At 72.5% G+C, this 24,516-nt stretch carries 25 protein-coding genes and 2 pseudogenes; 17 read left to right on the plus strand and 10 right to left on the minus strand.

Going from position 1 to position 24,516, the window contains the following annotated elements:
* Window positions 1–29 precede the first annotated feature (29 nt).
* Genes ACMXN5_RS28355 through ACMXN5_RS28375 form a run of 5 tightly spaced genes read left to right on the plus strand, consistent with a single transcriptional unit; the run spans window position 30 to window position 5,441 of the window.
* On the plus strand, window positions 30–1,745 hold the full coding sequence (locus tag ACMXN5_RS28355; RefSeq protein ID WP_439677616.1) for a glycerol-3-phosphate dehydrogenase/oxidase: 1,716 nt from the start codon (window positions 30–32) through the stop codon (window positions 1,743–1,745).
* Window positions 1,742–3,283: an FAD-binding oxidoreductase gene (locus ACMXN5_RS28360; RefSeq protein WP_439677617.1), complete on the plus strand. Its 1,542-nt coding sequence runs from the start codon at window positions 1,742–1,744 to the stop codon at window positions 3,281–3,283. Before ACMXN5_RS28355 ends, ACMXN5_RS28360 begins: the two co-directional genes overlap by 4 nt.
* Window positions 3,284–3,312: 29 nt before the next feature.
* Complete coding sequence (locus ACMXN5_RS28365) at window positions 3,313–3,978, plus strand: glycerol-3-phosphate responsive antiterminator (RefSeq protein WP_439677618.1); 666 nt, start codon at window positions 3,313–3,315, stop codon at window positions 3,976–3,978.
* Window positions 3,979–3,996: 18 nt separating this feature from the next.
* Window positions 3,997–4,296, plus strand: coding sequence for a putative quinol monooxygenase (locus tag ACMXN5_RS28370; RefSeq protein ID WP_439677619.1), 300 nt, complete (start codon window positions 3,997–3,999; stop codon window positions 4,294–4,296).
* Window positions 4,293–5,441, plus strand: a complete 1,149-nt coding sequence (locus tag ACMXN5_RS28375) for an alcohol dehydrogenase catalytic domain-containing protein (protein ID WP_439677620.1) — start codon at window positions 4,293–4,295, stop codon at window positions 5,439–5,441. Before ACMXN5_RS28370 ends, ACMXN5_RS28375 begins: the two co-directional genes overlap by 4 nt.
* Before the next feature lie 25 nt (window positions 5,442–5,466).
* Here ACMXN5_RS28375 and ACMXN5_RS28380 read toward each other — a convergent pair whose 3' ends face one another.
* Window positions 5,467–6,411, minus strand: a complete 945-nt coding sequence (locus ACMXN5_RS28380; RefSeq protein ID WP_439677621.1) for a LysR family transcriptional regulator — start codon at window positions 6,409–6,411, stop codon at window positions 5,467–5,469.
* Window positions 6,412–6,482: 71 nt separating this feature from the next.
* On the opposite strand from ACMXN5_RS28380, the gene ACMXN5_RS28385 reads away from it, so the two are divergent.
* Window positions 6,483–7,220, plus strand: coding sequence for an SDR family oxidoreductase (locus ACMXN5_RS28385; protein WP_439677622.1), 738 nt, complete (start codon window positions 6,483–6,485; stop codon window positions 7,218–7,220).
* A gap of 473 nt (window positions 7,221–7,693) precedes the next feature.
* Here ACMXN5_RS28385 and ACMXN5_RS28390 read toward each other — a convergent pair whose 3' ends face one another.
* The 3 genes and pseudogenes from ACMXN5_RS28390 to ACMXN5_RS28400 all read right to left on the minus strand — a co-directional run.
* Window positions 7,694–7,837, minus strand: a complete 144-nt coding sequence (locus ACMXN5_RS28390) for a DivIVA domain-containing protein (RefSeq protein ID WP_439678096.1) — start codon at window positions 7,835–7,837, stop codon at window positions 7,694–7,696.
* A 273-nt stretch (window positions 7,838–8,110) separates the two neighbouring features.
* Window positions 8,111–8,224, minus strand: a pseudogene (locus ACMXN5_RS28395) (DivIVA domain-containing protein); the annotation flags it as partial.
* Between the two features lie 27 nt (window positions 8,225–8,251).
* Window positions 8,252–8,329, minus strand: a pseudogene (locus ACMXN5_RS28400) (DivIVA domain-containing protein); the annotation flags it as partial.
* Between the two features lie 151 nt (window positions 8,330–8,480).
* On the opposite strand from ACMXN5_RS28400, the gene ACMXN5_RS28405 reads away from it, so the two are divergent.
* Together ACMXN5_RS28405 and ACMXN5_RS28410 are read left to right on the plus strand one after the other, a co-directional pair.
* Window positions 8,481–9,614 carry a Dyp-type peroxidase gene (locus tag ACMXN5_RS28405; RefSeq protein ID WP_439677623.1) on the plus strand — a complete coding sequence of 378 codons (1,134 nt, stop codon included), beginning with the start codon at window positions 8,481–8,483 and terminating at the stop codon, window positions 9,612–9,614.
* Window positions 9,611–10,411 carry a family 1 encapsulin nanocompartment shell protein gene (locus ACMXN5_RS28410; RefSeq protein ID WP_439677624.1) on the plus strand — a complete coding sequence of 267 codons (801 nt, stop codon included), beginning with the start codon at window positions 9,611–9,613 and terminating at the stop codon, window positions 10,409–10,411. Before ACMXN5_RS28405 ends, ACMXN5_RS28410 begins: the two co-directional genes overlap by 4 nt.
* A 17-nt stretch (window positions 10,412–10,428) precedes the next feature.
* On the opposite strand, the gene ACMXN5_RS28415 is transcribed toward ACMXN5_RS28410, so the two are convergent.
* The gene (locus tag ACMXN5_RS28415; protein WP_439677625.1) at window positions 10,429–11,235 is read right to left on the minus strand and encodes a GNAT family N-acetyltransferase; all 807 of its coding nucleotides are present in this window, start codon (window positions 11,233–11,235) and stop codon (window positions 10,429–10,431) included.
* Between the two features lie 159 nt (window positions 11,236–11,394).
* Here ACMXN5_RS28415 and ACMXN5_RS28420 point away from each other — a divergent pair, with 159 nt between their 5' ends.
* The 5 genes from ACMXN5_RS28420 to ACMXN5_RS28440 all read left to right on the plus strand — a co-directional run bounded on the left by ACMXN5_RS28420 (window position 11,395) and on the right by ACMXN5_RS28440 (window position 16,220).
* On the plus strand, window positions 11,395–12,849 hold the full coding sequence (locus tag ACMXN5_RS28420; protein ID WP_439677626.1) for a benzaldehyde dehydrogenase: 1,455 nt from the start codon (window positions 11,395–11,397) through the stop codon (window positions 12,847–12,849).
* 142 nt (window positions 12,850–12,991) lie between these two features.
* Complete coding sequence (locus ACMXN5_RS28425) at window positions 12,992–13,807, plus strand: hypothetical protein (protein WP_439677627.1); 816 nt, start codon at window positions 12,992–12,994, stop codon at window positions 13,805–13,807.
* Entirely contained in the window at window positions 13,804–14,445 is a 642-nt protein-coding gene (locus ACMXN5_RS28430; protein WP_439677628.1) for a hypothetical protein, read from the plus strand. Before ACMXN5_RS28425 ends, ACMXN5_RS28430 begins: the two co-directional genes overlap by 4 nt.
* A 451-nt stretch (window positions 14,446–14,896) precedes the next feature.
* Window positions 14,897–15,334, plus strand: a complete 438-nt coding sequence (locus ACMXN5_RS28435) for an ATP-binding protein (protein WP_439677629.1) — start codon at window positions 14,897–14,899, stop codon at window positions 15,332–15,334.
* Between the two features lie 148 nt (window positions 15,335–15,482).
* Complete coding sequence (locus ACMXN5_RS28440; RefSeq protein WP_439677630.1) at window positions 15,483–16,220, plus strand: hypothetical protein; 738 nt, start codon at window positions 15,483–15,485, stop codon at window positions 16,218–16,220.
* 130 nt (window positions 16,221–16,350) lie between these two features.
* On the opposite strand, the gene ACMXN5_RS28445 is transcribed toward ACMXN5_RS28440, so the two are convergent.
* Window positions 16,351–17,187, minus strand: a complete 837-nt coding sequence (locus ACMXN5_RS28445; RefSeq protein ID WP_439678098.1) for an undecaprenyl-diphosphate phosphatase — start codon at window positions 17,185–17,187, stop codon at window positions 16,351–16,353.
* A 251-nt stretch (window positions 17,188–17,438) separates the two neighbouring features.
* Between ACMXN5_RS28445 and ACMXN5_RS28450 the strand changes: the two genes are divergently transcribed.
* On the plus strand, window positions 17,439–18,437 hold the full coding sequence (locus ACMXN5_RS28450; RefSeq protein ID WP_439677631.1) for an aminoglycoside phosphotransferase family protein: 999 nt from the start codon (window positions 17,439–17,441) through the stop codon (window positions 18,435–18,437).
* A gap of 28 nt (window positions 18,438–18,465) precedes the next feature.
* Here ACMXN5_RS28450 and ACMXN5_RS28455 read toward each other — a convergent pair whose 3' ends face one another.
* The gene (locus ACMXN5_RS28455; RefSeq protein WP_439677632.1) at window positions 18,466–18,816 is read right to left on the minus strand and encodes a YrdB family protein; all 351 of its coding nucleotides are present in this window, start codon (window positions 18,814–18,816) and stop codon (window positions 18,466–18,468) included.
* A gap of 197 nt (window positions 18,817–19,013) precedes the next feature.
* Entirely contained in the window at window positions 19,014–19,541 is a 528-nt protein-coding gene (locus tag ACMXN5_RS28460) for a hypothetical protein (protein ID WP_439677633.1), read from the minus strand.
* 205 nt (window positions 19,542–19,746) lie between these two features.
* Here ACMXN5_RS28460 and ACMXN5_RS28465 point away from each other — a divergent pair, with 205 nt between their 5' ends.
* Window positions 19,747–20,151 carry a VOC family protein gene (locus tag ACMXN5_RS28465; RefSeq protein WP_395790663.1) on the plus strand — a complete coding sequence of 135 codons (405 nt, stop codon included), beginning with the start codon at window positions 19,747–19,749 and terminating at the stop codon, window positions 20,149–20,151.
* Window positions 20,152–20,194: 43 nt separating this feature from the next.
* On the opposite strand, the gene ACMXN5_RS28470 is transcribed toward ACMXN5_RS28465, so the two are convergent.
* Window positions 20,195–20,923 carry a ZIP family metal transporter gene (locus tag ACMXN5_RS28470; protein WP_439678099.1) on the minus strand — a complete coding sequence of 243 codons (729 nt, stop codon included), beginning with the start codon at window positions 20,921–20,923 and terminating at the stop codon, window positions 20,195–20,197.
* A 309-nt stretch (window positions 20,924–21,232) separates the two neighbouring features.
* Between ACMXN5_RS28470 and ACMXN5_RS28475 the strand changes: the two genes are divergently transcribed.
* Entirely contained in the window at window positions 21,233–23,212 is a 1,980-nt protein-coding gene (locus tag ACMXN5_RS28475; RefSeq protein WP_439677634.1) for a hypothetical protein, read from the plus strand.
* Window positions 23,213–23,284: 72 nt separating this feature from the next.
* On the plus strand, window positions 23,285–23,788 hold the full coding sequence (locus tag ACMXN5_RS28480) for a MarR family winged helix-turn-helix transcriptional regulator (protein WP_439677635.1): 504 nt from the start codon (window positions 23,285–23,287) through the stop codon (window positions 23,786–23,788).
* Between the two features lie 78 nt (window positions 23,789–23,866).
* Here the strand turns inward: ACMXN5_RS28480 and ACMXN5_RS28485 are convergent, their stop codons facing one another.
* Window positions 23,867–24,427, minus strand: coding sequence for a CGNR zinc finger domain-containing protein (locus ACMXN5_RS28485; RefSeq protein ID WP_439677636.1), 561 nt, complete (start codon window positions 24,425–24,427; stop codon window positions 23,867–23,869).
* Window positions 24,428–24,516: the final 89 nt, after the last annotated feature.

Raw genomic sequence — 24,516 nt, forward strand, 5'->3', positions numbered from 1 at the left:
AACCGCCGGACAGACCCCAGGAGTTGATTGTGATTTCGATGCCCGCCCGCAAGCCACGACGGGCGTCGGCGGCGGCCACGAGAGGCACTCCGCTGCTTCTCGACCGCGGCCGGGCCAAGCACCGACTCGCGGACCACCGCTTCGACGTGCTCGTCGTCGGCGGCGGCGTCACCGGCGCCTACGCCGCGCTGGACGCGGCCTCGCGCGGCCTGGACGTGGCCCTGGTGGAGAAGGACGACTTCGCCTCCGGGACCTCCTCCAAGTCGTCGAAGATGGTGCACGGCGGCCTGCGCTACATCGAGCAGGGCAACGTCAACCTGGTCCGCCACTCGCTCCTGGAAAGACACCGCTTCCGCAAGAACGCGCCGCACCTGGTGCACCGCCTGCCGTTCCTGTTCCCGATCCTGGAGAAGGAGGGCGTCTTCGACGCCCGCCTCGCCAAGGGCTTCGAGGGCCTGCTGTGGACCTACGACCTGGTCGGCGGCTGGCGGATCGGCAAACTGCACCAGCGGCTGACCGTCGACGAGGTACTGGCCCACGCGCCGACGCTGCGCGCGGACCACCTCCAGGGCGGGCTGATGTACTTCGACGGCCGCGCCGACGACGCCCGCCTGGTGCTGACCATCGTGCGCACCGCCGCCGCGCTGGGCGCCACCGTGCTCAACGGCGCCACGGTGGACCGGATCCTGACCGAGCGCGGCCGGGCCGCCGGGGCCCGGATCGAGGTCGACGGCGAGCGCTTCGACGTGCGCGCCTCCGCGGTGGTCAACGCCACCGGCGTGTGGAGCGACACCGTCGACGGACTGGCCGACGACGACCACCGGCCGCAGGTACGACCCGCCAAGGGCGTACACATCGTGGTGCCGTGGCACAAGGTCCGGATCGACTGCACGGTCACCGTGCCCATCCCGGGCCGGGCGCGCCGCGCCACCTGCACCCGCTGGGGCGACGCGGTCGTGCTCGGCACCACCGACGAGGACTACCGCGGCTCGATCGACGACGTGCACTGCACCCGCCCGGAGATGGAGTTCCTGCTCGAAGGCGCCAACACCGCGTTCGAGGGCCGGCTCACCCCGGACGACGTGATCGGCAGCATCGGCGGCCTGCGTCCGCTGGTCGGCGGCAAGGAGGGCGCCACCCTCGACATGAGCCGCGACCACCACATCTCGGTCGGTCCCGGCGGCATGGTCACCGTCACCGGCGGCAAGCTCACCACCAGCAGGCACATGGGCGAACTGGTGATCGACAAGGTGATGCAGGTCCTGGGTCGCAAGGGCCGCAGCCGCACCACCAACCTGCCGCTGATCGGCGGCGCCGGCTACGACGCCGAGGCGGTCGCCGCGTCCGGCGGCCTGGCCGCACACCTGGGCGAGCGCTACGGCACCGAGGCCCGCTTCGTCTCCGACCTGCTCGCCGAGGACCCCACGCTCGCCGAGCCGGTGGTCGCCGGCATGCCGTACATCCGGGCCGAGGTCGTCTACGCGGCCCGCTCCGAGATGGCCCGCTCGGTGGACGACGTGCTCTCCCGGCGCACCCGCTCGCGCCTGTTCGCCCGTGACGCCTCGGCCGCCGCGGCCCCCGAGGTCGGCCGGCTGCTCGGCGCCGAACTGGGCCTGACCGCCGCGCAGATCGACCGCCAGGTCGCCGACTACCTCGCCGCCGTGCGGCACGAGAAGGCGGTCCTGCTCGGCGAGCCCGAAGAACCCACATCCACAGTGATCGCATCCCAAGGAGCCGCGAAGTGATCAGCAGGCAGACCATCACCAACCCGTTCAACCGCGGCGACTACATCGTGGGCGCGCCCACCCCGGCGAAGTGGGCCCGGAACACCCCGATCGGCACCGGCGACGCGTCGCTCCAGGGCACCGTGGTCGAGGTGCCCGCCCCCGTGATCGAGGACCTGCGCGGCGTGGCCAAGGCCGTGTACACCGACCGCGACGACGTGGTCGCCCGTACCCGCGACTGGTGGGCCGGCACCATGATCGGCGAGACCGACGGCCGCCCCGCCACCCCCGACGCGGTGATCGTCGAGGTCGTCGACGCCGACCAGGTGGCCGCCGTACTGCGGATCTGCCACGCCTCCGGCATCCCGGTCACCGCCTCCGCCGGCCGCAGCAACGTCACCGGCGCCGCGCTGCCCGTGCACGGCGGCGTCGTGCTCGACCTGTGCGGCCTGAACCGCATCGTCTCCTTCGACGCCGAATCGCTCGTCGTCGACGTCGAGGCCGGCATGTTCGGCGACCTGTTCGAAAAGGAACTCCAGGAGACCTACGGCGTCACCACCGGCCACTGGCCGTCCGCCTTCGCCGTCTCCACCGTCGGCGGCTGGATCGCCTGCCGCGGCGCGGGCCAACTCTCCACCCGCTACGGCAAGATCGAGGACATGGTCGTCGGCATCGACGTGGTGCACGCCGACGGCACCCGCGCCACCTACGGCGACTACCCGCGCGCCGCCACCGGCCCCGACCTGCGGCAGATCTTCATCGGCTCGGAGGGCACGCTCGGCGTGATCGTCTCCGCGCGCATCCGGGTACACCCGCTGCCCACCTACGCCAAGGCGCTCGCGTTCGGCTTCGACACCTTCGCCGAGGGCCTGGACGCGTGCCGCAAGATCATGCAGCGCGGCGCCACCCCGGCGGTGTTGCGCCTGTACGACAAGCTGGAGAGCGGGGTGCACTTCGACCACCCCGAGACCAACCTCCTGCTGATCGCCGACGAGGGCGACCCGATCCTGGTCGACGCGATGCTCAAGGTCAGCGAGGAGGTCTGCCTGAGCTACGGCCCCGAACTGGACAGCGACGCGGTGTTCGAGCGCTGGCTGCGGGACCGCATGCTGGTCGGCAAGTCCTCCGACGGCTTCACTCCGGGGCCCGGCTTCGTCGCCGACACGCTGGAGATGGCCGGGTCGTGGACGGCGCTCGGCGAGGTGTACGACGAGGTGGTCGCGGCGATCCAGGCGGTGCCCGGCACGCTCGCGGCCTCCGCGCACCAGTCGCACGCGTACACCGACGGCGCCTGCGTCTACTTCTCGCTGCGCGGCGACGTGGACCGGCCTCGGCGCCGCGACTGGTACCGCGCGGTGTGGGACGCGGCCAACGAGGTGCTCATCCGGCACGGCGCCGCGCTCAGCCACCACCACGGCTGCGGACTGCTGCGCGGCCCGTATCTGCCGGCCGCGCTCGGTGCCGGGTTCGACACGTTCGCCAAGGTCAAGGCCACCCTCGACCCGGCCGGAATACTCAATCCTGGCAAACTGGGCCTGCCCAACCGCTTCGACGCGTGAGGCGGCCGAGACCCAGTCCCAGGTAGGTCATGAACGCCAGCCGACGCCCCGCGAGCGCGCCCCGGATGTCCTCCGTGCTCTCGTCCGCCTTCGCCGAGGTACCCGTGATCGCGTCGATCATCGGACCCCAGCGACTGCAGAACTTCCTCGGCGCGCCCGCACAGGTGTGCATCCTCGCGTCCATCCCGGTCGGGCAGCTGCCGAACATCGTGCAGCTGCTCGGCAGGGCGGGCAAGACGGTGTTCGTCAACGTGGACAGCTGCCCCGGCCTGGCCCAGGACAAGGGCGCGCTGGAATTCCTCAAGGCGATGGGCGCTCACGGCATGGTCAGCACCCGACTCTCGCTGATGGAGAAGGGCCGCCCGCTCGGGCTGCTGACCATGCAGAAGGTGTTCGTCACCGACCGCTCCAACATGCGCCGCAGCACCGACGCGATCGCGCGTGGCGGTCCCGACCTGGTCGAGATCATGCCGTCGCCGATCGTGGCCCGGATGACCCCCGAGGCCAAACGCGCGATGTCGCCGTTCGTCGCGGCCGGCTTCGTGGAGACCGCCGAGGACGCGGCCGCCGCGCTCGCGCTCGGCGCGGTCGCCGTGGCCACGTCCGACCCCCGGCTGTGGGACCTGCGGCGCGACCGGCTCGGCGCGACCGCGCCGCCCCCGCCCCCTGCTTCCTCTGCTTCCTCCGCTCCGTAGTCCGTAGGAGAACCACCCTTGAGTTACGTAGTCGTCGCCCGCTATCTCACCCACCCCGACGCGCAGGACGAGGTACTGACCCTGCTCGACGAGATGACCCGCCACTCGCTGGCCGAACCCGGCTGCCGGAGCTATCGCGTACACCAGGGCACGGAGGAGCCTCGGACGATCGTGCTCGTCGAGGAGTACGACGCCGAGGCCGACTTCACCGCGCACTGCGCCTCCGCGCACTTTCGGGAGATCGTGCTCGGCAAGGTGGTGCCGCTGCTGGTGAGCCGGGACGTGGTCCGGCTCACCTCGCGCGAGGTCGCGCCGTGAGGATGCGGGCGGCCGTGCTGCGCGCGACCTCGCAGGCCCGGCCGTACGGGACGAGCCGGCCGGTCGCGATCGAGGACGTGGAACTGGGCGAGCCGCGTGCGGGTGAGGTGCTGGTGCGGATCGCCGCCGCGAGCCTGTGCCACTCCGACCTGTCCGTGGTCAACGGCGACCGGGTCCGGCCGCTGCCGATGGCGCTCGGGCACGAGGCGGTCGGCGTGGTCGAGGCAGTCGGGCCCGGCGTGGACCGGGTCGCGCCGGGGGAGCACGTCGCGCTCGTGTTCGTGCCCAGCTGCGGCCACTGCGTGCGGTGCGACGAGGGCCGGCCGGCGCTGTGCTCGGCCGCCGCGGCGGCCAACGGCTCGGGCGGGCTGCTGCACGGGCCGGCCCTGCTCCGGGACGCGGACGGCGCGGTGGTGCACCACCAGCTCGGGGTGTCCGCGTTCGCCGAATTGGCCGTGGTGGCGCAGGAGTCGGTGGTGCCGATCCCGCGCGACGTGCCGTTCGAGGTGGCGTCGATGTTCGGCTGCGCGGTGTTGACCGGGGCGGGTGCGGTGATCAACACGGCGGCGGTACGTCCGGGCCAGTCGGTCGCGGTGTTCGGCCTCGGCGGGGTCGGCCTGTCCGCCGTGCTCGGCGCGCGGGCGGCCGGGGCGTACCCGATCGTCGCGGTCGACCCGGTCCCGGCGAAGCGCGACCTGGCGCTGCGGCTCGGCGCGTCGCACGCGTACCACCCGGACGAGGCGGTGGGCGCGATCGGCGACCTGGTCGGCGACGGCCTGGACGTGGTGATCGAGGCGGTCGGCAGCGCCGGCGTGATCGCGGACTGCCTGGCGGCGGTGGGCCGAGGCGGCCGGGTGGTCTCGGTCGGCCTGCCCGCGCCGGGTCGGCGGTTGGACGCGGTGCCGGCGCTGGCCTTCGCCGGCGAGGGCAAGTCCCTGATCGGCTCGTACATGGGCGACGCGGTGCCCCGCCGCGACATCCCCCGCTACCTGGCCCTGTGGCGGGCCGGGCAGATGCCGGTCGAACTGCTGCACACGGGCACGGTCGAACTGGACGACCTGAACGAGGCGATGGAGGCGTTGGCAAGCGGCGAGGCCATCCGCCAGGTGATCCGCACGGGAGCGGCGGTGGCGGCTGAGCGGTGAGCCCCGGGGGTGAGTGCCCCGGTCACTACGCCGGCGCGCTCAGGTGGTCGGGGTGGTCGGCGGCGACGTCGTGGGCGGCTCGGACGAAGGCGGCGACGGCCGGGGATCGTGAGGTCTCCGGCCAGGCGACCACGACCGCGCTGGGGCTGAGGCCGGTGACCGGCCGGTATGCGATGTCCGGGCGCTGGTACCGCTTCGTGGTGGACAGCGCCAGGAACGCCACCGCCTGGCCCAGCGCGACCACCTCCAGGAGTTGTTCGACGCTCGCCACGAGCGGCCCCTCGGGCGGGTCGGCCGGCGCCGAGGCCGCGCGGCCATCGCCTGCTTCCGCTTCGTCGCTTCCCGTGTAGTAGGCGAGGGCGGCGGGGGCGGCCCCCTTCCAGCGCGGGATCGGTTCGCCCGCCAGGTCGGCCGGCCGCAGTCGCCGGCGTTTGGCCAGGCGGTGCGCGGCGGGGAGTACGGCCAGCCGCGGCTCGACCACGAGCGTCTGGGAATCCAGCCCCCGGCCGTCGAACGGGCTGCGCAGCAGCGCCACATCGGCACGGCCGTCCCGCAGCATGGCGATCGGCTCCCCGCTGCCGCCGACGACGACTTCGGGCGGCGGCAGATGCGCACCCGTTCCCCGGTAGGCGTCGAGGATCTCCCGCAACAACCCCGCATCGCCTCCCGGCTTGACCGCCACGACGAGCCGGGGTGTCGGCTGACCGGCCCGACGTGCCCGCCGGGCCGCCGCGTGCACCGCGTCGACCGCGATCCGGGCCTGGTCGAGCAGCACCCCACCGGCGGCGGTCAGCCGCACCTGCCGGGTGGTGCGCTCCAACAGGCGTACACCGAGCCGGGATTCCATCCGAGCGATCGCCTTCGACAGCGGGGGCTGTGCCATGCCAAGGCGTTCCGCGGCCCGGCTGAAGTTCAACTCCTCGGCGACCGCGACGAAGTACCTCAGCTCCCGCACCTCCAGCTCATTCATATCCGTGGACTATAGATCCAGAGTCGCCCGGTCTTTCCCTGCCGCCCATGGGCCAGGGGAGGCTGGGTGTCATGACGACGACTTCGCAGAAGACCGCCCTGATCACCGGCGCGAACAAGGGCATCGGCAAGGAAACGGCGCGCAGGCTCGCGGCCCTCGGCATCACCGTGCTGATCGGCGCCCGCGATGCCGAGCGGGGCGAGGCGGCGGCCGAGGAGCTTCGCGCCGACGGCGCCGACGTACGGTTCATACCGCTGGACGTCACCGACGAGATGTCGGTCGAGTCCGCCGCCAAGTACATCGACGCCACGTTCGGCCGCCTCGACATCCTCGTCAACAACGCCGCGATCGCCGCCGGACCGCAAAAGCCGAGTGAAACCGTCGCCGCCACCGTCAGGCAGGTCTACGAGACCAACGTGTTCGGCGTCATCGCGGTGACCCACGCGATGCTCCCGCTGCTACGCCGCTCCGCCGCCGCACGGATCGTCAACATGTCCAGCGAACTCGGCTCCCTCACCCACCTGGCCGACCCGGGCAGCCCATGGTCCCCGTACTCCTCGATGCTCCTCCCGTACTGCACCTCGAAAAGCGCCCTGAACGCGATCACCGCGCTCTACGCCAACGAACTGCGCACCGAAGGGATCCTGGTCAACGCGGTAAGCCCCGGCTACTGCGCAACCGACCTCAACCGCCACACCGGTACACGCACGGCAGAAGAGGGCGCAACCATCGCGGTCGACATGGCAACGGCGGACAAGTACGGCCCAACAGCCACCTTCCTGACCGAAAACGGCCCAATCCCCTGGTAACCCCAAGCCACCCCGACCCACCCCACCTGCGGCAGCCCCCACCTCACCGCCGACGCACGACTCGGCACCGGCCGGGACCATTACCTCATCCCCCAAAACAACTCGCCGAACGACGCCGCCAACACCCCGAGCCCACCAATCAACCCAACCAGCACGTGAAGCCAAATCGGCCCGACCGGGCGCCAAATCACCCTCGCCGGCACTTGAGCCAAATCAGCCCCGCCGGCGTTTGAGGCGAATCAGCCCGGCCGGCGTTTGCGGCCACCTCGGCCGGAGGCCGGGTCACTCAGCCCGGCGGGCGCTTGAGGCGAACAGCCGGGCCTGCGCTTGAAGCCAAATCAGCCCCGCCGGCGTTTGAGGCGAATCAGCCCGGCCGGCGCTTGAGGCCACCTCGGCCGGAGGCCGGGTCACTCAGCCCGGCCGGCGCTTGAGGCCAAAAAGCCCGGCCGGCGCTTGAGGCCACCGCACCGGGTTCAGCCCGCCGTCGTCTCGCCGAGCCCCCGGCGCACCAGCAGGTCCGCGGCCCGGTCGCGCCACGCGTCCACCTGCGCGCGGTCGTAGCCGCGTCGGGCGATGTCGAAGCGGTCGGCCAGCACCTGCTCCGGGGCCAGCCGCATCCGCCCCCCCAGCGCGGCATCGACCCGACCCACCAGCGCGTCCACCTCGTCCCGGCCGTAGCCGCGCCGAACCACGTCGAACCGCTCGCCCGCCGGCCGCAGCGCGACCGCCTTCACATCGGCCTCCGCCCGAGCCTCGGCGAACCGGTTCACCCCCACGTGGGTGTCCGCCGAAGCCGAAGCCCAACCCGAAGCCGCCCCGCCCGCCGCCGGCGCGCCCGCGCCCGCGTCCACCACCGCCCCCGCCGACCCCCACGACCCCGCCCGCGCGGCCAACCTCGCCTCGATCTCGTCGAGCGCCGCGTCCACCTCGTGCTCGTCGTACCCCTCACGCAGCCGCACCGTGGCGAATCGTTGCTCACGCACCTGAGCCGCCGTCACCGGCACCGCCGCCGTGCCGTCCAGGCTGCCCCGCACCCGCGCCAAAAACGCGTCCACCTCGGCGATCGCGTACCCCTCACGCAGCCGCGTCCGAGTGAAACTCCACTCCATCCCGCCCCCAACCACTCGCCGCCGCACCCGTTTTCGACCCGCTCGGGAAGGCTATCGTCGCCCCACCCGCCCCCACGCGGGCGCGCCCCACCCATGATCGCCTCGGCCGAATCAGGTTTGCCGTGCGCGCGATCCGTCGATCTGCCACGGCATGTGCGTACAGACCGACGCGACGCCGCCGCCCCGGCCGCAGGAGATCTTGGGCCTGCCGGCCACGACGGCGATGTTCCTGGTCCTGACCATCGACACCGACCCTGCGGCCGAGGCCACCGTCCGCGACCTGCTCGCCGACTTGGCCGGACTGCGCCGCTCGGTCGGCTTCCGGCTCCCCGAGCGCGACCTGAAGTGTGTCGTCGGCATCGGCTCACACGCCTGGGATCGGCTTTTCGCGGGCCCGCGCCCGGCGGAACTGCACCCGTTCCGCGAACTGGTGGGCGCCAAGCACCGGGCCGTGTCCACACCCGGCGACCTGCTCTTCCACCTGCGCGCGCGGTCGATCGACCTGTGCTTCGAGTTGGCCACCGTGCTGACCGACCGGCTGGCCGGTGCGGCGACCGTGGTCGACGAGGTGCACGGATTCCGCTACTTCGACCAGCGAGACCTGATGGGCTTCGTCGACGGCACCGAAAACCCGGAGGGGCGGGACGCGTTCGAGGCGGTCACGATCACCGCCGAGGAGGACCCGAACTTCGTCGGCGCCGGCTACGTGATGGTCCAGAAGTACCTGCACGACATGCGGGCCTGGAACGCATTGCCCGTGGAGGCGCAGGAGAAGGTGATCGGCCGGACCAAGCTGTCCGACCTCGAACTGCCGGACGACGTCAAGCCGATCGACTCGCACGTCGCGCTCACCACGATCACCGACCCGGACGGCACCGAGCGCGACATCCTGCGCGACAACATGCCGTTCGGGTCGGTGGGCAGCGGCGAGTTCGGCACCTACTTCATCGGCTACTCCAGCACGCCGAGCGTCACCGAGCAGATGCTGGAGAACATGTTCATCGGCCGCCCGGTCGGCACCTACGACCGCATCCTGGATTTCTCGACGGCGGTCACCGGCGGGCTGTTCTTCGTGCCGACGGCGGACTTCCTGGACGACCCGCCGGGCCCGCCGGACGCGCTGATCGAGCGCGCGGCCCCGGCCGACCCGGCACCGGCGGCGCTGCGCGCGGACGGCTCGCTCGGCATCGGGGCACTCGGCGCGGCCGACCCGGATCCGGACGACTCGGTCGACCCCGCAGCCCACCCCGCACCAGCCCCCGAAACCAGGAGCCTCACCCCATGAACAACCTCCACCGCGAACTCGCCCCGATCTCCGACGCCGCGTGGGCCGACCTCGAGGACGAGGCCAGGCGTACGTTCAAGCAGCACGTCGCGGGCCGGCGCGTCGTCGACGTGACCGGGCCGGACGGGAGCGCGGCGGCCGGCGTGGGCACCGGCCACCTGACCGACCTGGAGCCGCCCGCCGACGGAGTCCTCGCCCGCAGCCGCCGATCCCGCCCCCTGATCGAACTGCGCGTGCCGTTCACCGTGGCCCGCAGCGCCGTCGACGCGGTCGAGCGCGGCGCCGCCGACGCGGACTGGCAGCCGGTCAAGGACGCGGCGCGCAAGATGGGGTTCACCGAGGACCGGCTGATCTTCGAGGGCTACCCGGCGGCGTCGATCGAGGGCATCCGCCGGGCGTCCACGAACGTGCCGGTATCGCTCCCGACCGACGCCCGCGACTATCCGGACGCGGTCAGCCGGGCGCTGACCGAACTGCGCCTGGCCGGCGTCAACGGCCCGTACCACCTGGTGCTCGGCCCGGAGGCGTACACCGCGGTCAACGAGGCCGCCGACCACGGCTACCCGATCCGCCAACACCTGACCCGAATCCTGGCCGGCGAACCGATCTGGGCTCCGGCCATCGACGGCGCGTTCGTGCTGTCCACCCGGGGCGGCGACTACGAACTGCGCCTGGGCCAGGACCTGTCCATCGGCTACCTGTCCCACGACGACGCGGGCATCCACCTCTACTTCCAGGAAACCCTCACGTTCCTGATGTACACCGGCGAAGCCGCCATCGGTTTCGCCCGCCCCTGACGCAATGCCCGGCGGGCTCAGGTGGGGACGATCTGGAGTTGGATCTGGGTTTCCGTGCCGGCGAAGCCCAGGCGGCGGTAGAGGTCGATCGCCACGTAGTCGGGATCGGCGACGATGACCAGGGTGGTCACGGACCAGTGGGTCGCGGCGTGCTCGGCGGCGGCGTGTACCAGGCCGGAGGCCAGGCCGCGGTTGCGGTGATCCGGGTGGGTGCCGACGGTCTGGTAGCGGGCCAGGCCCCGGCCGTCGGTGAACAGGCCGAGGCCGGCGCGGAGTCGGCCGTCCTCGAAGGCGCCGAACCAGGCGCCGTGGCCGCGTTCTTGCAGCGCGCGGAAGCCGGCCAGGCGGCGGGCGGCGAACTCGCGGTAGGCGGTGGGTTCGAAGTCCGTGTTGCCGGCCTCGTTGAGCGCGAGCGCCTGGGCCCAGTCGTCGTCGCTGTAGGCGACGCGGTAGGTCGCGGTGGTGTTGGGGCGGGCCGGCGGGCGCAGGGACGCGGCGGTCAGGACCGTGCCGCGCTCGACGTGCAGCTCGGCGCCGGCGAGGTCGGCCGGGTCGCCGGCGGCACCGTCCGTGCCGTCGACGCCGAGCGCCACGTGGTCCGCGTCGGGGAATTCCCGACGGAAGGTGTCCACCCAGCGGGCCGCGGCGCCGGGGGCCGGGGGAGCGGGCAGGAGGAGGAAGTTGCCCCAGTGGAAAGTGGGGTTGGCGGGCGTATGGACGACCCGGTAGCCGTCCCGCTCCTCGACGCGGCTGCCCTGGAGGGTGAGCAGCATCAGGTCGGTGCGGAAGCCGAGGGAGATCACGGGCGAGGTCGCGGTGGTCATGAGGACACCCCATCACACGACACGTCCACCCTTCCGGTGGGTGGAAGGAATCGGTTCGCGGGCGAGGAATCCGTAGCAACATCCGGGCGTATCCGGCACGTCGAGGTCGCGAGCAGGTCCGCCGCGACCCGCGCGGCCGATCGCCTGGGAGGACGCCGCATGTTGCTTGCCGACGGCACGTGGACCGGGAAGATCTTCGACGGGCGGTGGACGCCCGGGTCGGGAGGGACGTACGAGGCGGTCGCGCCCGCGACCGGGAAGGTGCTGGGTGTGGTCGGCGCGGCCGACCCCGCCGACGTCGCCCGCGCGGCGACGGCCGCCGCCGCGGTTCAGGGCGACTGGGCGGCCCGGCCGTACGACGAGCGCGCCGCCGTACTGCGTCGCGCGGGGCTGTTGTTCGAGCGGCACGCCGAGGAGATCCGGGACCTGCTGGTCCGCGAGTCCGGATCGGTCCCGGCCAAGGCGGCCGTCGAGGTGGGCTTCGCCGCGGCCGAGTGCTTCGAGGCGTCGGCGCTCGCGGCGCATCCGCAGGGCCTGGTGCTCCCGTCGACCCAGCCGCGCTGGAGCCTGGCCCGCCGCCGTCCGGCGGGCGTGGTCGGCGTGATCGCGCCGTTCAACTACCCGCTGATCCTGTCGATCCGCTCGGTCGCGCCCGCGCTCGCGCTCGGCAACGCCGTCCTGCTCAAGCCGGACCCGCGCACGGCGATCGGCGGCGGCGTGGTGCTCGCCCGGATCCTGGAGGAGGCCGGACTGCCCGCCGGCGTACTGCACCTGGTGCCCGGCGGAGCCGATACGGGCGCGGCCCTGGTGTCCGCCCCCGAGGTACGGATCGTTTCGTTCACCGGATCCACCGCCGCCGGCCGCCGGATCGGCGAGACCTGCGGACGCCTGCTCAAGCGCGCCCACCTGGAACTGGGCGGCAACAACGCGCTGATCGTGCTCCCCGGCGCCGACCTCGACCGCGCCGCGGCGGCCGGCGCCTGGGGCTCGTTCCTGCACCAGGGCCAGATCTGCATGGCCACCGGCCGGCACCTCGTCCACGAGAGCCTGTACCCGGACTACGTCGCCGCCCTGGCCGCGAAGGCCGACCACCTGCCGGTCGGCGACCCCGCGACCGAGGACGTGGCGCTCGGCCCGATCATCGACGAGCGGCAACTGCGCCGCATCGACGGCCTGGTCCGGGACAGCGTGGCCGCGGGCGCGCGCCTGGCCGCCGGTGGCACGTACGAGGGGCTGTTCTATCGGCCGACCGTGCTGGCGGACGTGCGGCCGACGATGCCCGCGTACGCCGACGAGGTGTTCGGACCGGTGGCACCGGTCGTCCCGTTCGGCACCGTCGAGGAGGCGATCGCGCTGGCCCGGGACAGCGAGTACGGCCTCTCGCTCGGCATCCTCGGCGACGTCGGGCAGGCGATGCGGGTCGCCGACGCGATCCCCACCGGCCTGGTGCACATCAACGACCAGACGGTCGACGACGAGGCCAACGCCCCCTTCGGCGGCCAGGCGGCATCGGGTACGGGCGCCCGGTTCGGCGGCCCGGAGGCCAACATCGAGGCGTTCACCGAGACGCAGTGGGTGACGATGCGGGGGGAGATCGCGCCGCATCCGTTCTGAGCGCAGGCACGCCGGTCTCCGAGCGGCGGCACGCACCGGCCGAGTGCCCGGCCCCGGCGGGCGCCGTCCGTGCCGACCACGTCGAAAGCCCGGTGATGTGGCAGGCTCGTGGGCCTACGCCCCGCGATCCGAAAGCAGGACCATGTCCGGCACGAACCACCTCGCCCAGGCCGACCAAGCAGTGCGCGAGGGACGCATGGACGTCGCCGTCAAGCTCTACCTCGAAGCCGCCGACGCCGGTGCGCCCGAAGCCCGGCGCAAGGCCGGCGAACTGATGTTCGCGGGCGGCGACGAGACCGCCGAGGTGGTGCTGCGCCAGTCGCTGGCCGAGGGCGACGCGGAGGCTGTGGACGCGCTGAGCGAGTTGTTGGAGGTCACCGGCCGGGCGGAGGCGGCGGTCGACCTGCTGATCGACCGGCACCGGCTGGGCGAGACGCGCTGGGCGCTGCCGATCGCCAACCTGCTTGCCGACGCGCTCGACGAGCCGGAGGCGGCCGAGCGCTGGTACGTCTCGGCGATCGAGGCCGGCGACCCCGACGCGTCGAACGACTTCGCGGCCTTCCTCCAGGACTTCGACCGGGCCGCCGAGGCGGAGGCGCTGCTGCGCCCGGCGGCGGAGGCGGGCGACGAGTTCGCGATGGCCAACCTCGGCCGGCTGCTGCTCAACGGTGACGCCGTCGACGACGGCATCGCCTGGCTGACCCGCGCGGTCGAGGCGGGCCAGGAGGACGCGCTGGTCGACCTCGGCGACGCCGAACTGGACGCGGGCCGGACCGAGGCCGCCCGGGAGCACATCCGGCGCGCGCTCGACGCCGACCTGGCCGGCTCGCGCCTGCTGTACGCGCACCTGCTCGACCGGGAGGGCGCGGCCACGAGCGAGGTCGAGGCGGCCTACCGGGCCGCGGTCGAGGCGGGCGACGTGGAGGTCGACGGGGGCGACGCGGAGGTCCTGGGATGAGGCGCGCGGCCCTCGGAGCGACGCTGGCCGCGCTGATCGCGGTCGGCGCGTGCGGACCGGGCGACGACAACGCCGGCGACGGCGAGTCGGCGCCCCCCGCGGCCACCCGCTCGGCCCGGCCCGGCGAGATCCGCGACGAGAAGGCGCACGTGTCGTACGTGCTGCCCCAGGGCTGGTACGCCAAGCCCCCGGACCCGTACGTCGGCCTGTACTCCTCGGTCGCCTCCACCGTCGACCCCAGGACGAGCGACCCCACGGCCAAGCCCACGCCCGACCCGAACAACCCGCTCGGCACGTTCATGGTCGGCGTGGTCGACACCAAGGCGTACGTGACCGCCAAGCCGCGATCGATGCCGGAGACGGCGGAGACCGTCGGCCGGGCCCAACTCGAACTGATCTACCCGGCCAAGGCCCAGGACGTGGTGCGCTCCAGCGAGGCGACCCGCCTCGACGGGCGCAACGCGTGGCTGATGGACATCGAGAGCACCCCCGAGGACCGCGACGTGGCGCCGTTCCGGCTCCGGGTCACCGTGATCGACACCGGCGTGGTGCCGATCTACATGTTGTCCTCGGCCCCGAGCAGCGCGACCGAACGCTTGCGGGACCTCGAGTCGATCGAGCGCTCGATCCGCTTCTGAGCCCGGCCCCTCGAACATTCGCCCGGATGACGAACGACCCGATCCCCAGCGGGGGTCGGGTCGTTCGTCGTCGGCGATTCGATGCTCCGTCGACGCGTCGTTGTCCGCGTTTCGCCGCGCCCACCTCCCTCGGCTCGGTAGGCTGACCTGGGATTTCGACGAACTCCCGGGGTACGACGGCTGGTTGCCGGCCCGGGTGTGGGATGTCCGGTCCGACGCGCGGTTTTCTTTGCCAAACGATCCGCCCGGAAGCGCCTCGGATTCGGTAACTTCCAAGTAGTCCATCGATCTTGCCGCGGTTTCTACCAGATCGCGGTCGGTCGGTGACCGGAAATCGCAGTTCGGGCCCGTTTCCAGGAAGTATTCGATCACGGTGCTCTCAGCAGCCCGACCGACTGGAGGGGGAGACGTGGCCACCACCGTGTCCAGGACACGTTCGACCGTACGGCTCGTGTCGAAACCGCAGACCGTCTCCGCCGCGCGGGCCCACGTGCGGCGCTTCTGCGAGCGGGTCGGGTTCGAGTCCGACGACCCGGTCCGGGTCACCTCCGAACTGGCCTCGAACGCGGTCGAACACGCCGGCGACTACGGCGACTACGAGGTGTCCGCCTCGCTGCACGGCCGGATGTTGTGGGTCGAGGTGTTGGATCACCTGCCGTGTTCGCTGCCGTCCCCGGTGGAGGTGTTGGAAGACGCCGAGGCCGGGCGCGGTCTGCTCGTGGTCGCCGCGTTGAGCCGGCGCTTCCGGGTCGAGTTGCGCAGCGGCGGCCGCAAGGCGGTGTGCGCCGGGTTCGAGGAGGACTTCGGCGAGGACTACGGCGCGGATTTCGAGGACGACTTCGGCGACGAGGTGGAGGACGACGCGGGGGACGACTTCGGGGTGGACTGAGCCCGCCCGATACGGTCGAGCGCGGATGGTCCGGTCGTACGACGGTGCGACCGGCGCGCGGGTCGACGTGTCGTGACGGAGGAGGACCGGGGGTCGGATGGTGTTCGGGCGGCGCAGGGGACGGGGCGAGGCGGAGCCGACGGCCGGGGTGGATACGGCGTCGGTACCGGGCTCGGAGGATCCCGTCGCGACGGGCGATCCGGGTCGCGACTCCGAACCGGGCGCCGACGCCGAACCGGGTCTCGACACCGACTCCGGTGCCGGGTTCGACCCCGACGCGCCCGACTGGCAGCGCGTCACCGCGTTCCGCTACGGCTCGTTGTCGAGCGACGGGACAAACAAGCGTGCGGCCGGCTCTGCGGTCGGCGTGCGGATCCTGCGCGGCGGCGGCCCGGAGGACTTCTTCACCCCGTGTGCGCTCGCCGGGAACGACCGCCGCTCGTTGTACCTCCCCAACGGCGACCTGCTCTGCACGGTGGACCCCGCCGAGACGATCGACGACGTACGACACGACCGGGTCCGCGCCGCCGACGGTGAACCCGTCGGCACCATCCGGCGCATTCCGCCCACCCGGCGACCGCTCAAGCACACGTGGCGGATCGACCAGCCCGGCCGGCCCGAGATCGTCGGCCGCAACCTCTTCGCGACGACCGATCCGCGCCGCCTGGCCGCCCACACGGCGGACACCGCGCTGAGCCTGACCTTCGACACGGTGCTCGGCGGCCCCGACGGTTCGATCGGTCCGGTACGCCCGCGCGTCCTCGCCTGGAAGGCGGCCGGCGACCTGGTGATGACGACGGACGGGCGCGGGAAGCCGGTCCGGATCCTGGCGCCGTGGGTCGACCGACGGCTGGCCTTCGTGTTCGCGATGCTCGGGGACGAGTGACGCGAGCGACGCCGGCCCGTTCGGCCTCGCCGTGTGCGCGGTGTATGGCGGTGGTGTTCGAACACGATGTTCGATTCCGGCGTACGGGCGGACACGGCGGGGCCGGACGGCTCTCCGGATCGGCGCGGACCTACTTCGCCGCGCCCGCCGTCGGTTCGAGGGCGCCGAAGATCACCAGGCCGAGCACGACCAGCCCCAGGACGACGCGGTACACCACGAACACGGTGAAGCTGTGCGTGCTGATGAACTTCAGGAACCAGGCGATCGCCGCGTAGCCGACCACGAACGCCACGAGCGTGGCCACGATCGTCGGCCCCCACGCCGGCGCCGGCCCCTCGCCGATCTTGAACAGCTCCAGGCCGCCGGAGGCCAGTACCGCCGGGATGGCCAGCAGGAACGAGTAGCGCGCCGCGACCTCGCGGCGATACCCCATCAGCAGACCCGCCGTGACCGTGCCGCCCGAGCGCGAGACACCGGGGATCAGCGCCAGCGACTGGGCGAAGCCGTAGATCAGCGACTCCTTGCCGTTGAGCTTCTCCATGCCCCGGTTGTTCAGCGCTATTCGGTCCGCGACCAACAGGATCAGACCGAACACGATCAGCGTGGTGCCGATCAGCCGCAGATCGCGGAACGTGGTCTCGATCGTGTCCTGGAAGATCAGGCCGAGTACGCCGATGGGCAACGTGCCGACGATGATGTACCAGCCCATGCGCGCGTCGAGTTCACCGCGCAGCGACGGCGTGTAGAGGGACTTCACCCACGTGCCGACGATGTTGCCGATGTCCTTGCGAAAGTAGATCAGGACGGCGCTTTCCGTCCCGATCTGGGTCACGGCGGTGAACGCCGAACCCGGGTCCTCCCAGCCGGCGAACGCCGACACGATGCGCAGATGCGCGCTGGAGGAGATCGGCAGGAACTCGGTGAGTCCCTGGACCAAGCCGAGTACGACGGCTTCGAACCAACCGATCACCGGACGACTCCGGGGTGGGAAACAGGGATGCGGATCATGGCCGTCACGGTAGCGGCGGCCCACGGTGTGCCAGGTGGACATCACATGTCCGAAGTTGGACGGAACGGTAACGGCGGAGCCGCCGGCGCGGATCCGGGCGCGGAACGACACGGATCGGGCCCGGCGCGGACCCGGGTCGTCGATTCCGGTCGCGGTGCGGACATGGATAACGATTTGCCCGGGCGCCGGCGGACGGAAATCCTGGTCCGATGACCAGCGAGAGCAGCGCGCAGCGGGCCGGTACAAGGTCGCCCGAGGCGGAGGCGCCCGGGATGTCCGAGGCCGCGCCCGTGGCCTCCGGGGTGCGCGTGCCGTGGGAGGCCGCACCGGAGGGGCTGCGCGCGGCGGTGGAGGCGCGGCTCGGCGCCCGGGTCGTGCGGGCCGTTACCCAGGTCGGCGGATTCTCGCCCGGCATCGCCGCCCGAGTCGAACTCGCGGACGGCCGGCGGGCATTCGTCAAGGCCGTCGGCGCCGAGGCGAACCCCGACGCGCCCGGCCTGCACCGGGCCGAGGCCAGGGTCGCCGCCGCCCTCCCGCCCGCCGCCCCCGTGCCGCGCCTGCTCGCCGACGTCGACCTCGACGGCTGGGTGGCGCTGGCCTTCGAGGACATCGACGGCCACACGCCGGCTCAGCCGTGGCGCCCGCAGGACCTGACCCGGGTCCTGGCCGCCTGCGCCGACCTGGGCGCCGTCCTGGACCCGTCCCCGATCGAGGTGCCCACCGTCGCCGAGGCGCTGGGTGTCACCTTCGGGGCGTGGCGACGCGGTTTCGATCCCGAGTCGTTCGGCGCGTGGACGTGCGCCAACGTCGACCGGATCGCCGCGCACGAGGCGTACTGGCCGACCGCCGCCGAGGGCACCGCCCTGGTGCACGGCGACCTGCGTGCGGACAACATGCTGCTGACCCCGGACCGGGTCGTGTTCGTCGACTGGCCGTGGGCCGTGCGCGGGGCGTCCTGGATCGACGTGGTCCTGATGGCGCCGAGCGTGATCATGCACAACGGCGACACCGCCGTCGACCCGATCGAGGCCCATCTGGCCCGCCGGGGGGTGGACCCGGACCGGGTCACCGCCGTACTGGCCGCCGCCGCCGGATTCTTCGCCGCGAACTCCCTGCGGCCGGCCCCGGACGGCCTCCCGACCCTGCGTCCGTTCCAACGCGCCCAGGCCCACGGCGCGCTGCACTGGCTGCGCCGGCGCCTGGCCTGAGCCGCCGGACAGGGCCCCGGGGCGCGGCTCAGCGGCGTGCCGCGTGGGCCTTGCCGCGCTGGGCGCCGAGGCCGGTGAGGCGGGCGACGGCGACGCCGATCGCGCCGGGGAGCAGGCCCGCCGCGACGAAGGCGACGATGCCGGCGCCCCACCAGACGATCTCGAACAACACGCGTGGAAGCCCGGTCAGCGCATCGGCGTTGTTGGCGGCGGCGAACCGACCCCAGAGGAGGATCATCACGGTCGGTGCGGCCAACCCGACCAGGATCCGCACCGCCCACCCGGCGGCGAGCGTGAAGCCCCAGTAGGCGGTGGCCGCGACGGCGGCCAACTCGGCCAGGAACAGAAACAACATCGCGGTCCAATAGAGCACGATCATGCGAGCCTCCCCGTGGCTTGCGAGAGCACCGCTCTCACCCGAGAGCATCATTCTGCGTCCCGTGCTCCAAGTCAAGAGCACTGCTCTCGTTTGCGAGCGCCGATCTCACTCGGGTCGAGGGAAGCCGCCGCCGCGCGCCATACCCGGTGCCGCGTCGCGGGTGGGCGACGGGCACGGCGCGCGTGGGTCCGGGGGCTCTACTCGCCGGGGGTGTCGGGCCCCTGGGAGCGGACCCGCTCGACGTGCTCCAGCGAGTCGCGCAGGTCGGTCAGCCACGTGTCGGTGTTGCGCTGCACCAGGCGCACGCACCAGGCCAGCGCGTCGCTGCGGCTGCGCGCGACGCCGCCCGCGACCAGGGTGTCCAGGACCTGACGTTCGGGCTGGCGGAGCCGGGTCATCACGGGTACGGAGACGTTGGTGTAAAGGGCGCGGGTGCCGCCGCACTCGACGCCCCACGACACCTTGCGGCCGAAGCGGCGTTCGGCCTCGCGGGCCACCGCCATGCGGTCCTCGCGGGTGCGCTCGCGGAACTCGGCGATCCGCCCGTCGAGCGCGGCCTCCCGCTCGTCGGCCGAGACCTCCTCGGCGAGTTCCGGCTCGGGGATGCGGCCGATGACGGTGATCTCCTCGCGGTCCACGGTCACCTCGACCAGTGCGGTGAACAGGCCCTCCGGCAGGCGTCCGGTGAACCAGCCGCGCACTGCTTCCTGCTTCGTTGTAATCATGTAATTCAAGTTACGCCGATACGAGGGGAAGGCAAGAAGGTCCGCCCACAGCGGAATCCGAGGGGAGCGCCCGGTCCCGCGCCCGCCGGGACCAACCCGCCGGTGTGTCGACGACCCGTCCCGGTCGGATGGCAGACCCGGAAGGTAGCTTGGGCCGCATGACCATCGAGGGCGTTGCCACACGGGTACCGGTCGGGGTGGGCCGATGAATCGGCTCGGGCTGGTCGCGGTGGTGGTGCGGGACTACGACGAGGCGATCACGTTCTATACCGGCGCGCTCGGGTTCGACCTGCGCGAGGACACCCCGATGGCGGACGGGAAGCGCTGGGTCGTGGTCGCCCCGCCCGGCACGGGACCGAACGAGGCGGCCGTACTGCTGGCCAAGGCGGTGGACGACGAGCAGCGCTCCCGGGTGGGGGACCAGACGGGCGGCCGGGTCGGACTGTTCCTGTACACCGACGACTTCGCGCGCGAGCACGCCCGCATGCTGGCGGCGGGCGTGGTCTTCGAGGAGCCGCCGCGCCGGGAGAAGTACGGGATAGTGGCCGTCTTCCGCGACCTGTACGGAAACCGCTGGGACCTGATCGAACGGATGGGCCCGATCCGCTGAACACGGGGGCGGGCGGCGAGCCGACCCGCGCCCTCCGCGCCGCCTACTGCGCCAACGAGATGACCAGCCACAGGAACCCCACACCCGCCACCGTGCACAGCAGCGTCGAGCCCGACGGGTGTGGGCTGTGCGCCTCGGGGAGGATGTCGGCGGTGGCGAGGTAGAGCAGGAAGCCGGCGAAGAAACCCAGGTACAGGCCGAGCGCGTGCTCCGGGATGGTGAACGCCAGCGTGAGGGCCGCGCCCGCCACCGGCGCGAGGGCGTCCGCGCCCAGCAGGGTCAGGGCCCGGCGGCGGCCGTTGCCGTACATGCGGGTGACGGTGAACGTATTGAAGCCGTCGGCGAAGTCGTGCGCCACCACCGCGATCGCCACCGTCGTGCCGACGGTGGTGCCGGCCTGGAACGCGGCGCCGATCGCGAAGCCGTCCATCACGCTGTGCCCGACCAGCGCGATGCCGGCGGTCAGTCCGATGCCCTTGACCCGGCCGTCGGTGCCCATGGTCGGGCCGTGGTGATGGGCGTGCGGGGCGTACTCGCTCTCGTGGCCCCGGTGCATCGCCACCGAACGCTCGACCACGTGCAGCACGAGAAAGCCCAGGACGAACATCAGCAGCGCCTGGGGCACCCCGCCGATCCGCCCACCCGCCGCCGACAACGACTCGGGCAGCAGGTCGAACGCGACCACGCCGAGCATCAGTCCGGCGGCGAGGCCGAGTACGAGATGCCGGCGATCGCCGATGCGCTGCGCCACCCAGCCGCCGAGCAGGGTCATCAGGAAGGCGCCGGCGGCGACCAGTACGGCGGTCACGCCCGCGCCTGCCCTGGCCTGCGCGGCTGCGTCCGGGACGGCGTCATCGAACCATCGTCGTCGAGCGGATGGGCGACCGCGCTCGGGGCTGCGCCGTACGAGTGTGGATCGGCGATGCCCACGCGCCGATCGCCGGGTCCCGCGTTGCCCGTTCCCCTCGTGCCGCCCGCCCTGCAAGATGTCGGTTGATATTCCTGCACAGCCCTCGCCGTAGGAGTTGGAGGAATAGTGAGCCGAACCTTGCCCCGCCCCCGCGTGCGTTCCCGACGCCGGATGCCCGCGACGATCGTCGCCGTGGCCGCGCTGCTCCTGGTGTTCCTGGTGCCACCGGCCGCCGAGGCCCATCCGGACGGCCCCGGCGGCGAACCGGGGTGCGACCCGATCGACCCGGGGGCGTGTTTGCTGCCGTTCCCGAACGGCTGGTACACGCAAGCCGATCGGCACACCGAGACCGGGCGGCGGGTCGCCTTCTCGGCGGCGATGATGCCGCACGGCGCCACCCCCGACGCGTGGAATCGCAACGACGGCTTCTCGCCCGGCTCGACGCTGACCACCCGGGTCCCCGGCGTCGACCTCGGCCGAAGCGGCGCGGCCCCGGTCACCGACGTCGGCGCCTCGCTCGCCCACGACGCACCGATCGTCGTCCTGGACACCGATACCGGCGAACGGTGGCCGTACTGGGCCGAACTCGACGCCAACGCCGTCGAACCGACCCGGCAGGCGCTGCTGGTCCACCCCGCGCGGAACTTCGTACCGGGCCACCACTACGTGGTCGGCCTGCGCAACCTGCGCGGCGCCGACGGCCGACCGCTCGCCGCGCCCGAGACGTTCGCCAAGGTCGCCGGCCGCACCCTCCCGCGCCGCGACCCCCTGGCGGCTCGCCAGGCGCGCCTGCGGCCGGTCCTCGACCGGCTGGACCGGGCCGGTGTCGAGCGCCGTGACCTGTACCTGGCTTGGGACTTCACCGTCGCGAGCGAACACAACCTCACCGCGGGCATGTTGCGGATGCGCGACGACGCCTTCGGCCGACTCGGCGACCAGGCTCCGCGGTTCACCGTAACGGGTGTCAAGAACACCACGCCGCAGGAGGATTCGCGGATCGCGCGCGAGGTCACCGGGACGGTCACCGTGCCCAGCTACCTCGACCGCCCCGGCGGGCCCACCGGTTCCACGCTCAATCTCGGGCGGGACGGGCTGCCGCGCCAACTGCCGGGCAACACCCAGCAGGCACAGTTCCGTTGCGAGATTCCGCGCAGCGCGTTCGACACCCCGTCGCAGGCGTCGCTGTACGGTCACGGCCTGCTCGGCAGCAACAACGAGGTGGGCGGCGGCAACGTCAAGGCGATGGCCGCCGAGCACGGCATCACGTTCTGCGCGACCAAGTGGATCGGCATGGCCGACGAGGATCTGCCCACCGTAGCCCGGGCGTTGGCCGACCTCGGCAGCTTCGGCGCGGTGCCGGATCGCACCCAACAGGGGTTCCTGAACGCGCTGTTCCTCGGCCGGGACATGATCCACGAGCGCGGCTTCAGTGCCGACCCGGCGTTTCGTACCGATGCCGGCCGACCGCTGATCGACACCTCGAAGGGGCTGGTCTTCGACGGCAACAGCCAGGGCGGCATCCTCGGCGGATCGTTGGTCGCGGTGTCCCGGGACATCAAACGCGGCGTGCTCGGGGTCACCGGGATGAACTACAGCGTGCTGCTCAACCGCAGCTCCGACTTCGGGCCGTACGGACGGATCCTGGACGCGACCTATCCGGACAGGCTCGATCAGCAGGTGGTGCTTTCGCTGTTCCAGATGCTCTGGGACCGAGGCGAGACCAACGGCTACGCGAGCGGCCTCGGCCGGGGATCGTTGCCCGGTACGCCGCGCCACGACGTGCTGATGCAGATCGCGTTCGGAGACCACCAGGTCTCCACGGTGACCGCCGAGGTCGAGGCGCGCACGATCGGCGCGCGGATCCACGAACCCGCGATCGCCGCCGGGCGCAACCCGGACCGGGACCCGTACTGGGGGATCCGGCCGCTGCCGCACGGGCGGTACCGGGGCTCCGCGCTGGTCGTCTGGGACAGCCGTTCGCCCGCTCCGCCGGTGACCAATACGCCGCCGATCGGGCCCGAGTACGGGCACGATCCGCACTCGGACCCGCGCAATTCGCCGGTGGCGCGGCAGCAGAAGGCGATCTTCCTGGCCGGCGGGTGGGTCGTCGACGTGTGCGGCGGCGCGCCGTGCACGGCACCGGCCGCTTAGCGCCGGCCCGGGGCCTTCGCCGCTACCGTGGCGGCCGGGACCGAGTGGGGTTGCGCTGCCAGGGAGTACGACGTGAGCGATGCACAGGCCGACTACGCCGACTCCGTGGTGGCCGCGTGGTCGGCGGTGCTGCCGGACGTGCAGGCGTCCTCGGTCGGGTTCGTGGTGCGGATGCATCAGGCGATGATCGCGATGGAGGAGTTCGACCGGCGCAGCATCGGCGCGCTGGACCTGACCGCGCCGGAGTACATGGTGCTGGCCGTGCTGGCCACCCGGCCGGACGAACCGGGCCTGACACTGCGGGAGTTGCGGCCGCTGGTGATGTACTCCTCCGGCGGCATGACGCACTGCGTGGACCGGCTCGCGCGCAAGGAGTTGGTCGAGCGCCGGCCCAACCCCGAGGACGGCCGCTCGGTGCTGGTCTGCCTCACCGAGGCGGGCCGGCGCTGTGCCCGGACGGCGATGCGGGCGCGGATCGACGCGCTCGACGGGCTCCTGGAGCCGATCGCGGGCGCGGATCGGGACGTGGTGGACCGGGCGCTGCGCATCCTGGCGTCGACGCTCGGCGGGCGCTGACGCGGGGGCGGTCGCGCGCTCGGGCCTGACCCGGCCGGTCGCGTGCGCGCCCGCGGAGCCGGCGCGCGCCGACTCCGCTCAGGCGTCGGCGGATTCCGGCTCGCCGCGGTGGCGGGCGCGGAACGCGGCGGCCTTGGCCCGGTTGCCGCAGCCGCGCATGTCGCACCAGCGGCGGCTGCCGTGGCGTGAGGTGTCCACGTAGAGCCGGGTGCACAGCGGCGCCCCGCACTCCCTGATGCGGTCCGCGTCCGGGCCGCCGAACAACGTGATCGCCGAGCGGGCGATCTCGGCCAGCACCGCCGCGAGGTCGCCGGTGCGCTCCACTCGGCCCTCCGCGGTCAGCGCGACTCGGACCGGCTCGCCGGCCGCGAAGCGGTTGAGCGTCGCGCGGTCGGGCCCGGGGTACCCCTGCGGTGTCTCGCGGGCGAGGGCCAGTCGGTACATCGCCTCGCGCAACTCGATCGTGTCCGCGAGCCCGCGTTCGTCCACCGCCGGAAGCGTGTCCACGAGGCCGGCCGCGACCGTCCAGGACGCGAGCGAGGTCGGCGTGTCGAGAAGGTCGCGCGCCTCGGTGCGGCGCGCCTGGACGGTGCCGATCAGGTCGAGTGCGACGTCGCCGCCGCTGAAGGTGTAGGCCACCCCCTCAGGATAACCCGTTTGACAGGTTAGTGTCGGACGGGTCAGGCTGAGTAACCGGATTGGGCAGTTATTCTTCTCGTCGATCGGGA

Source organism: Embleya australiensis (genome assembly GCF_051903075.1).
GTDB lineage: Bacteria > Actinomycetota > Actinomycetes > Streptomycetales > Streptomycetaceae > Embleya.

Coding starts and splice junctions, on each gene's coding strand:
- ACMXN5_RS28405 (WP_439677623.1), top strand. CDS start 8,481: ATGTGCGTACAGACCGACGCGACGCCGCCGCCCCGGCCGCAGGAGATC.
- ACMXN5_RS28475 (WP_439677634.1), top strand. CDS start 21,233: ATGCCCGCGACGATCGTCGCCGTGGCCGCGCTGCTCCTGGTGTTCCTG.
- ACMXN5_RS28470 (WP_439678099.1), bottom strand. CDS start 20,923: ATGACCCTGCTCGGCGGCTGGGTGGCGCAGCGCATCGGCGATCGCCGG.
- ACMXN5_RS28430 (WP_439677628.1), top strand. CDS start 13,804: ATGAGGCGCGCGGCCCTCGGAGCGACGCTGGCCGCGCTGATCGCGGTC.
- ACMXN5_RS28455 (WP_439677632.1), bottom strand. CDS start 18,816: ATGATCGTGCTCTATTGGACCGCGATGTTGTTTCTGTTCCTGGCCGAG.
- ACMXN5_RS28365 (WP_439677618.1), top strand. CDS start 3,313: ATGAACGCCAGCCGACGCCCCGCGAGCGCGCCCCGGATGTCCTCCGTG.
- ACMXN5_RS28415 (WP_439677625.1), bottom strand. CDS start 11,235: ATGACCACCGCGACCTCGCCCGTGATCTCCCTCGGCTTCCGCACCGAC.
- ACMXN5_RS28390 (WP_439678096.1), bottom strand. CDS start 7,837: ATGCGGCTGGCCCCGGAGCAGGTGCTGGCCGACCGCTTCGACATCGCC.
- ACMXN5_RS28410 (WP_439677624.1), top strand. CDS start 9,611: ATGAACAACCTCCACCGCGAACTCGCCCCGATCTCCGACGCCGCGTGG.
- ACMXN5_RS28385 (WP_439677622.1), top strand. CDS start 6,483: ATGACGACGACTTCGCAGAAGACCGCCCTGATCACCGGCGCGAACAAG.
- ACMXN5_RS28420 (WP_439677626.1), top strand. CDS start 11,395: ATGTTGCTTGCCGACGGCACGTGGACCGGGAAGATCTTCGACGGGCGG.
- ACMXN5_RS28450 (WP_439677631.1), top strand. CDS start 17,439: ATGACCAGCGAGAGCAGCGCGCAGCGGGCCGGTACAAGGTCGCCCGAG.
- ACMXN5_RS28465 (WP_395790663.1), top strand. CDS start 19,747: ATGAATCGGCTCGGGCTGGTCGCGGTGGTGGTGCGGGACTACGACGAG.
- ACMXN5_RS28425 (WP_439677627.1), top strand. CDS start 12,992: ATGTCCGGCACGAACCACCTCGCCCAGGCCGACCAAGCAGTGCGCGAG.
- ACMXN5_RS28460 (WP_439677633.1), bottom strand. CDS start 19,541: ATGATTACAACGAAGCAGGAAGCAGTGCGCGGCTGGTTCACCGGACGC.
- ACMXN5_RS28380 (WP_439677621.1), bottom strand. CDS start 6,411: ATGAATGAGCTGGAGGTGCGGGAGCTGAGGTACTTCGTCGCGGTCGCC.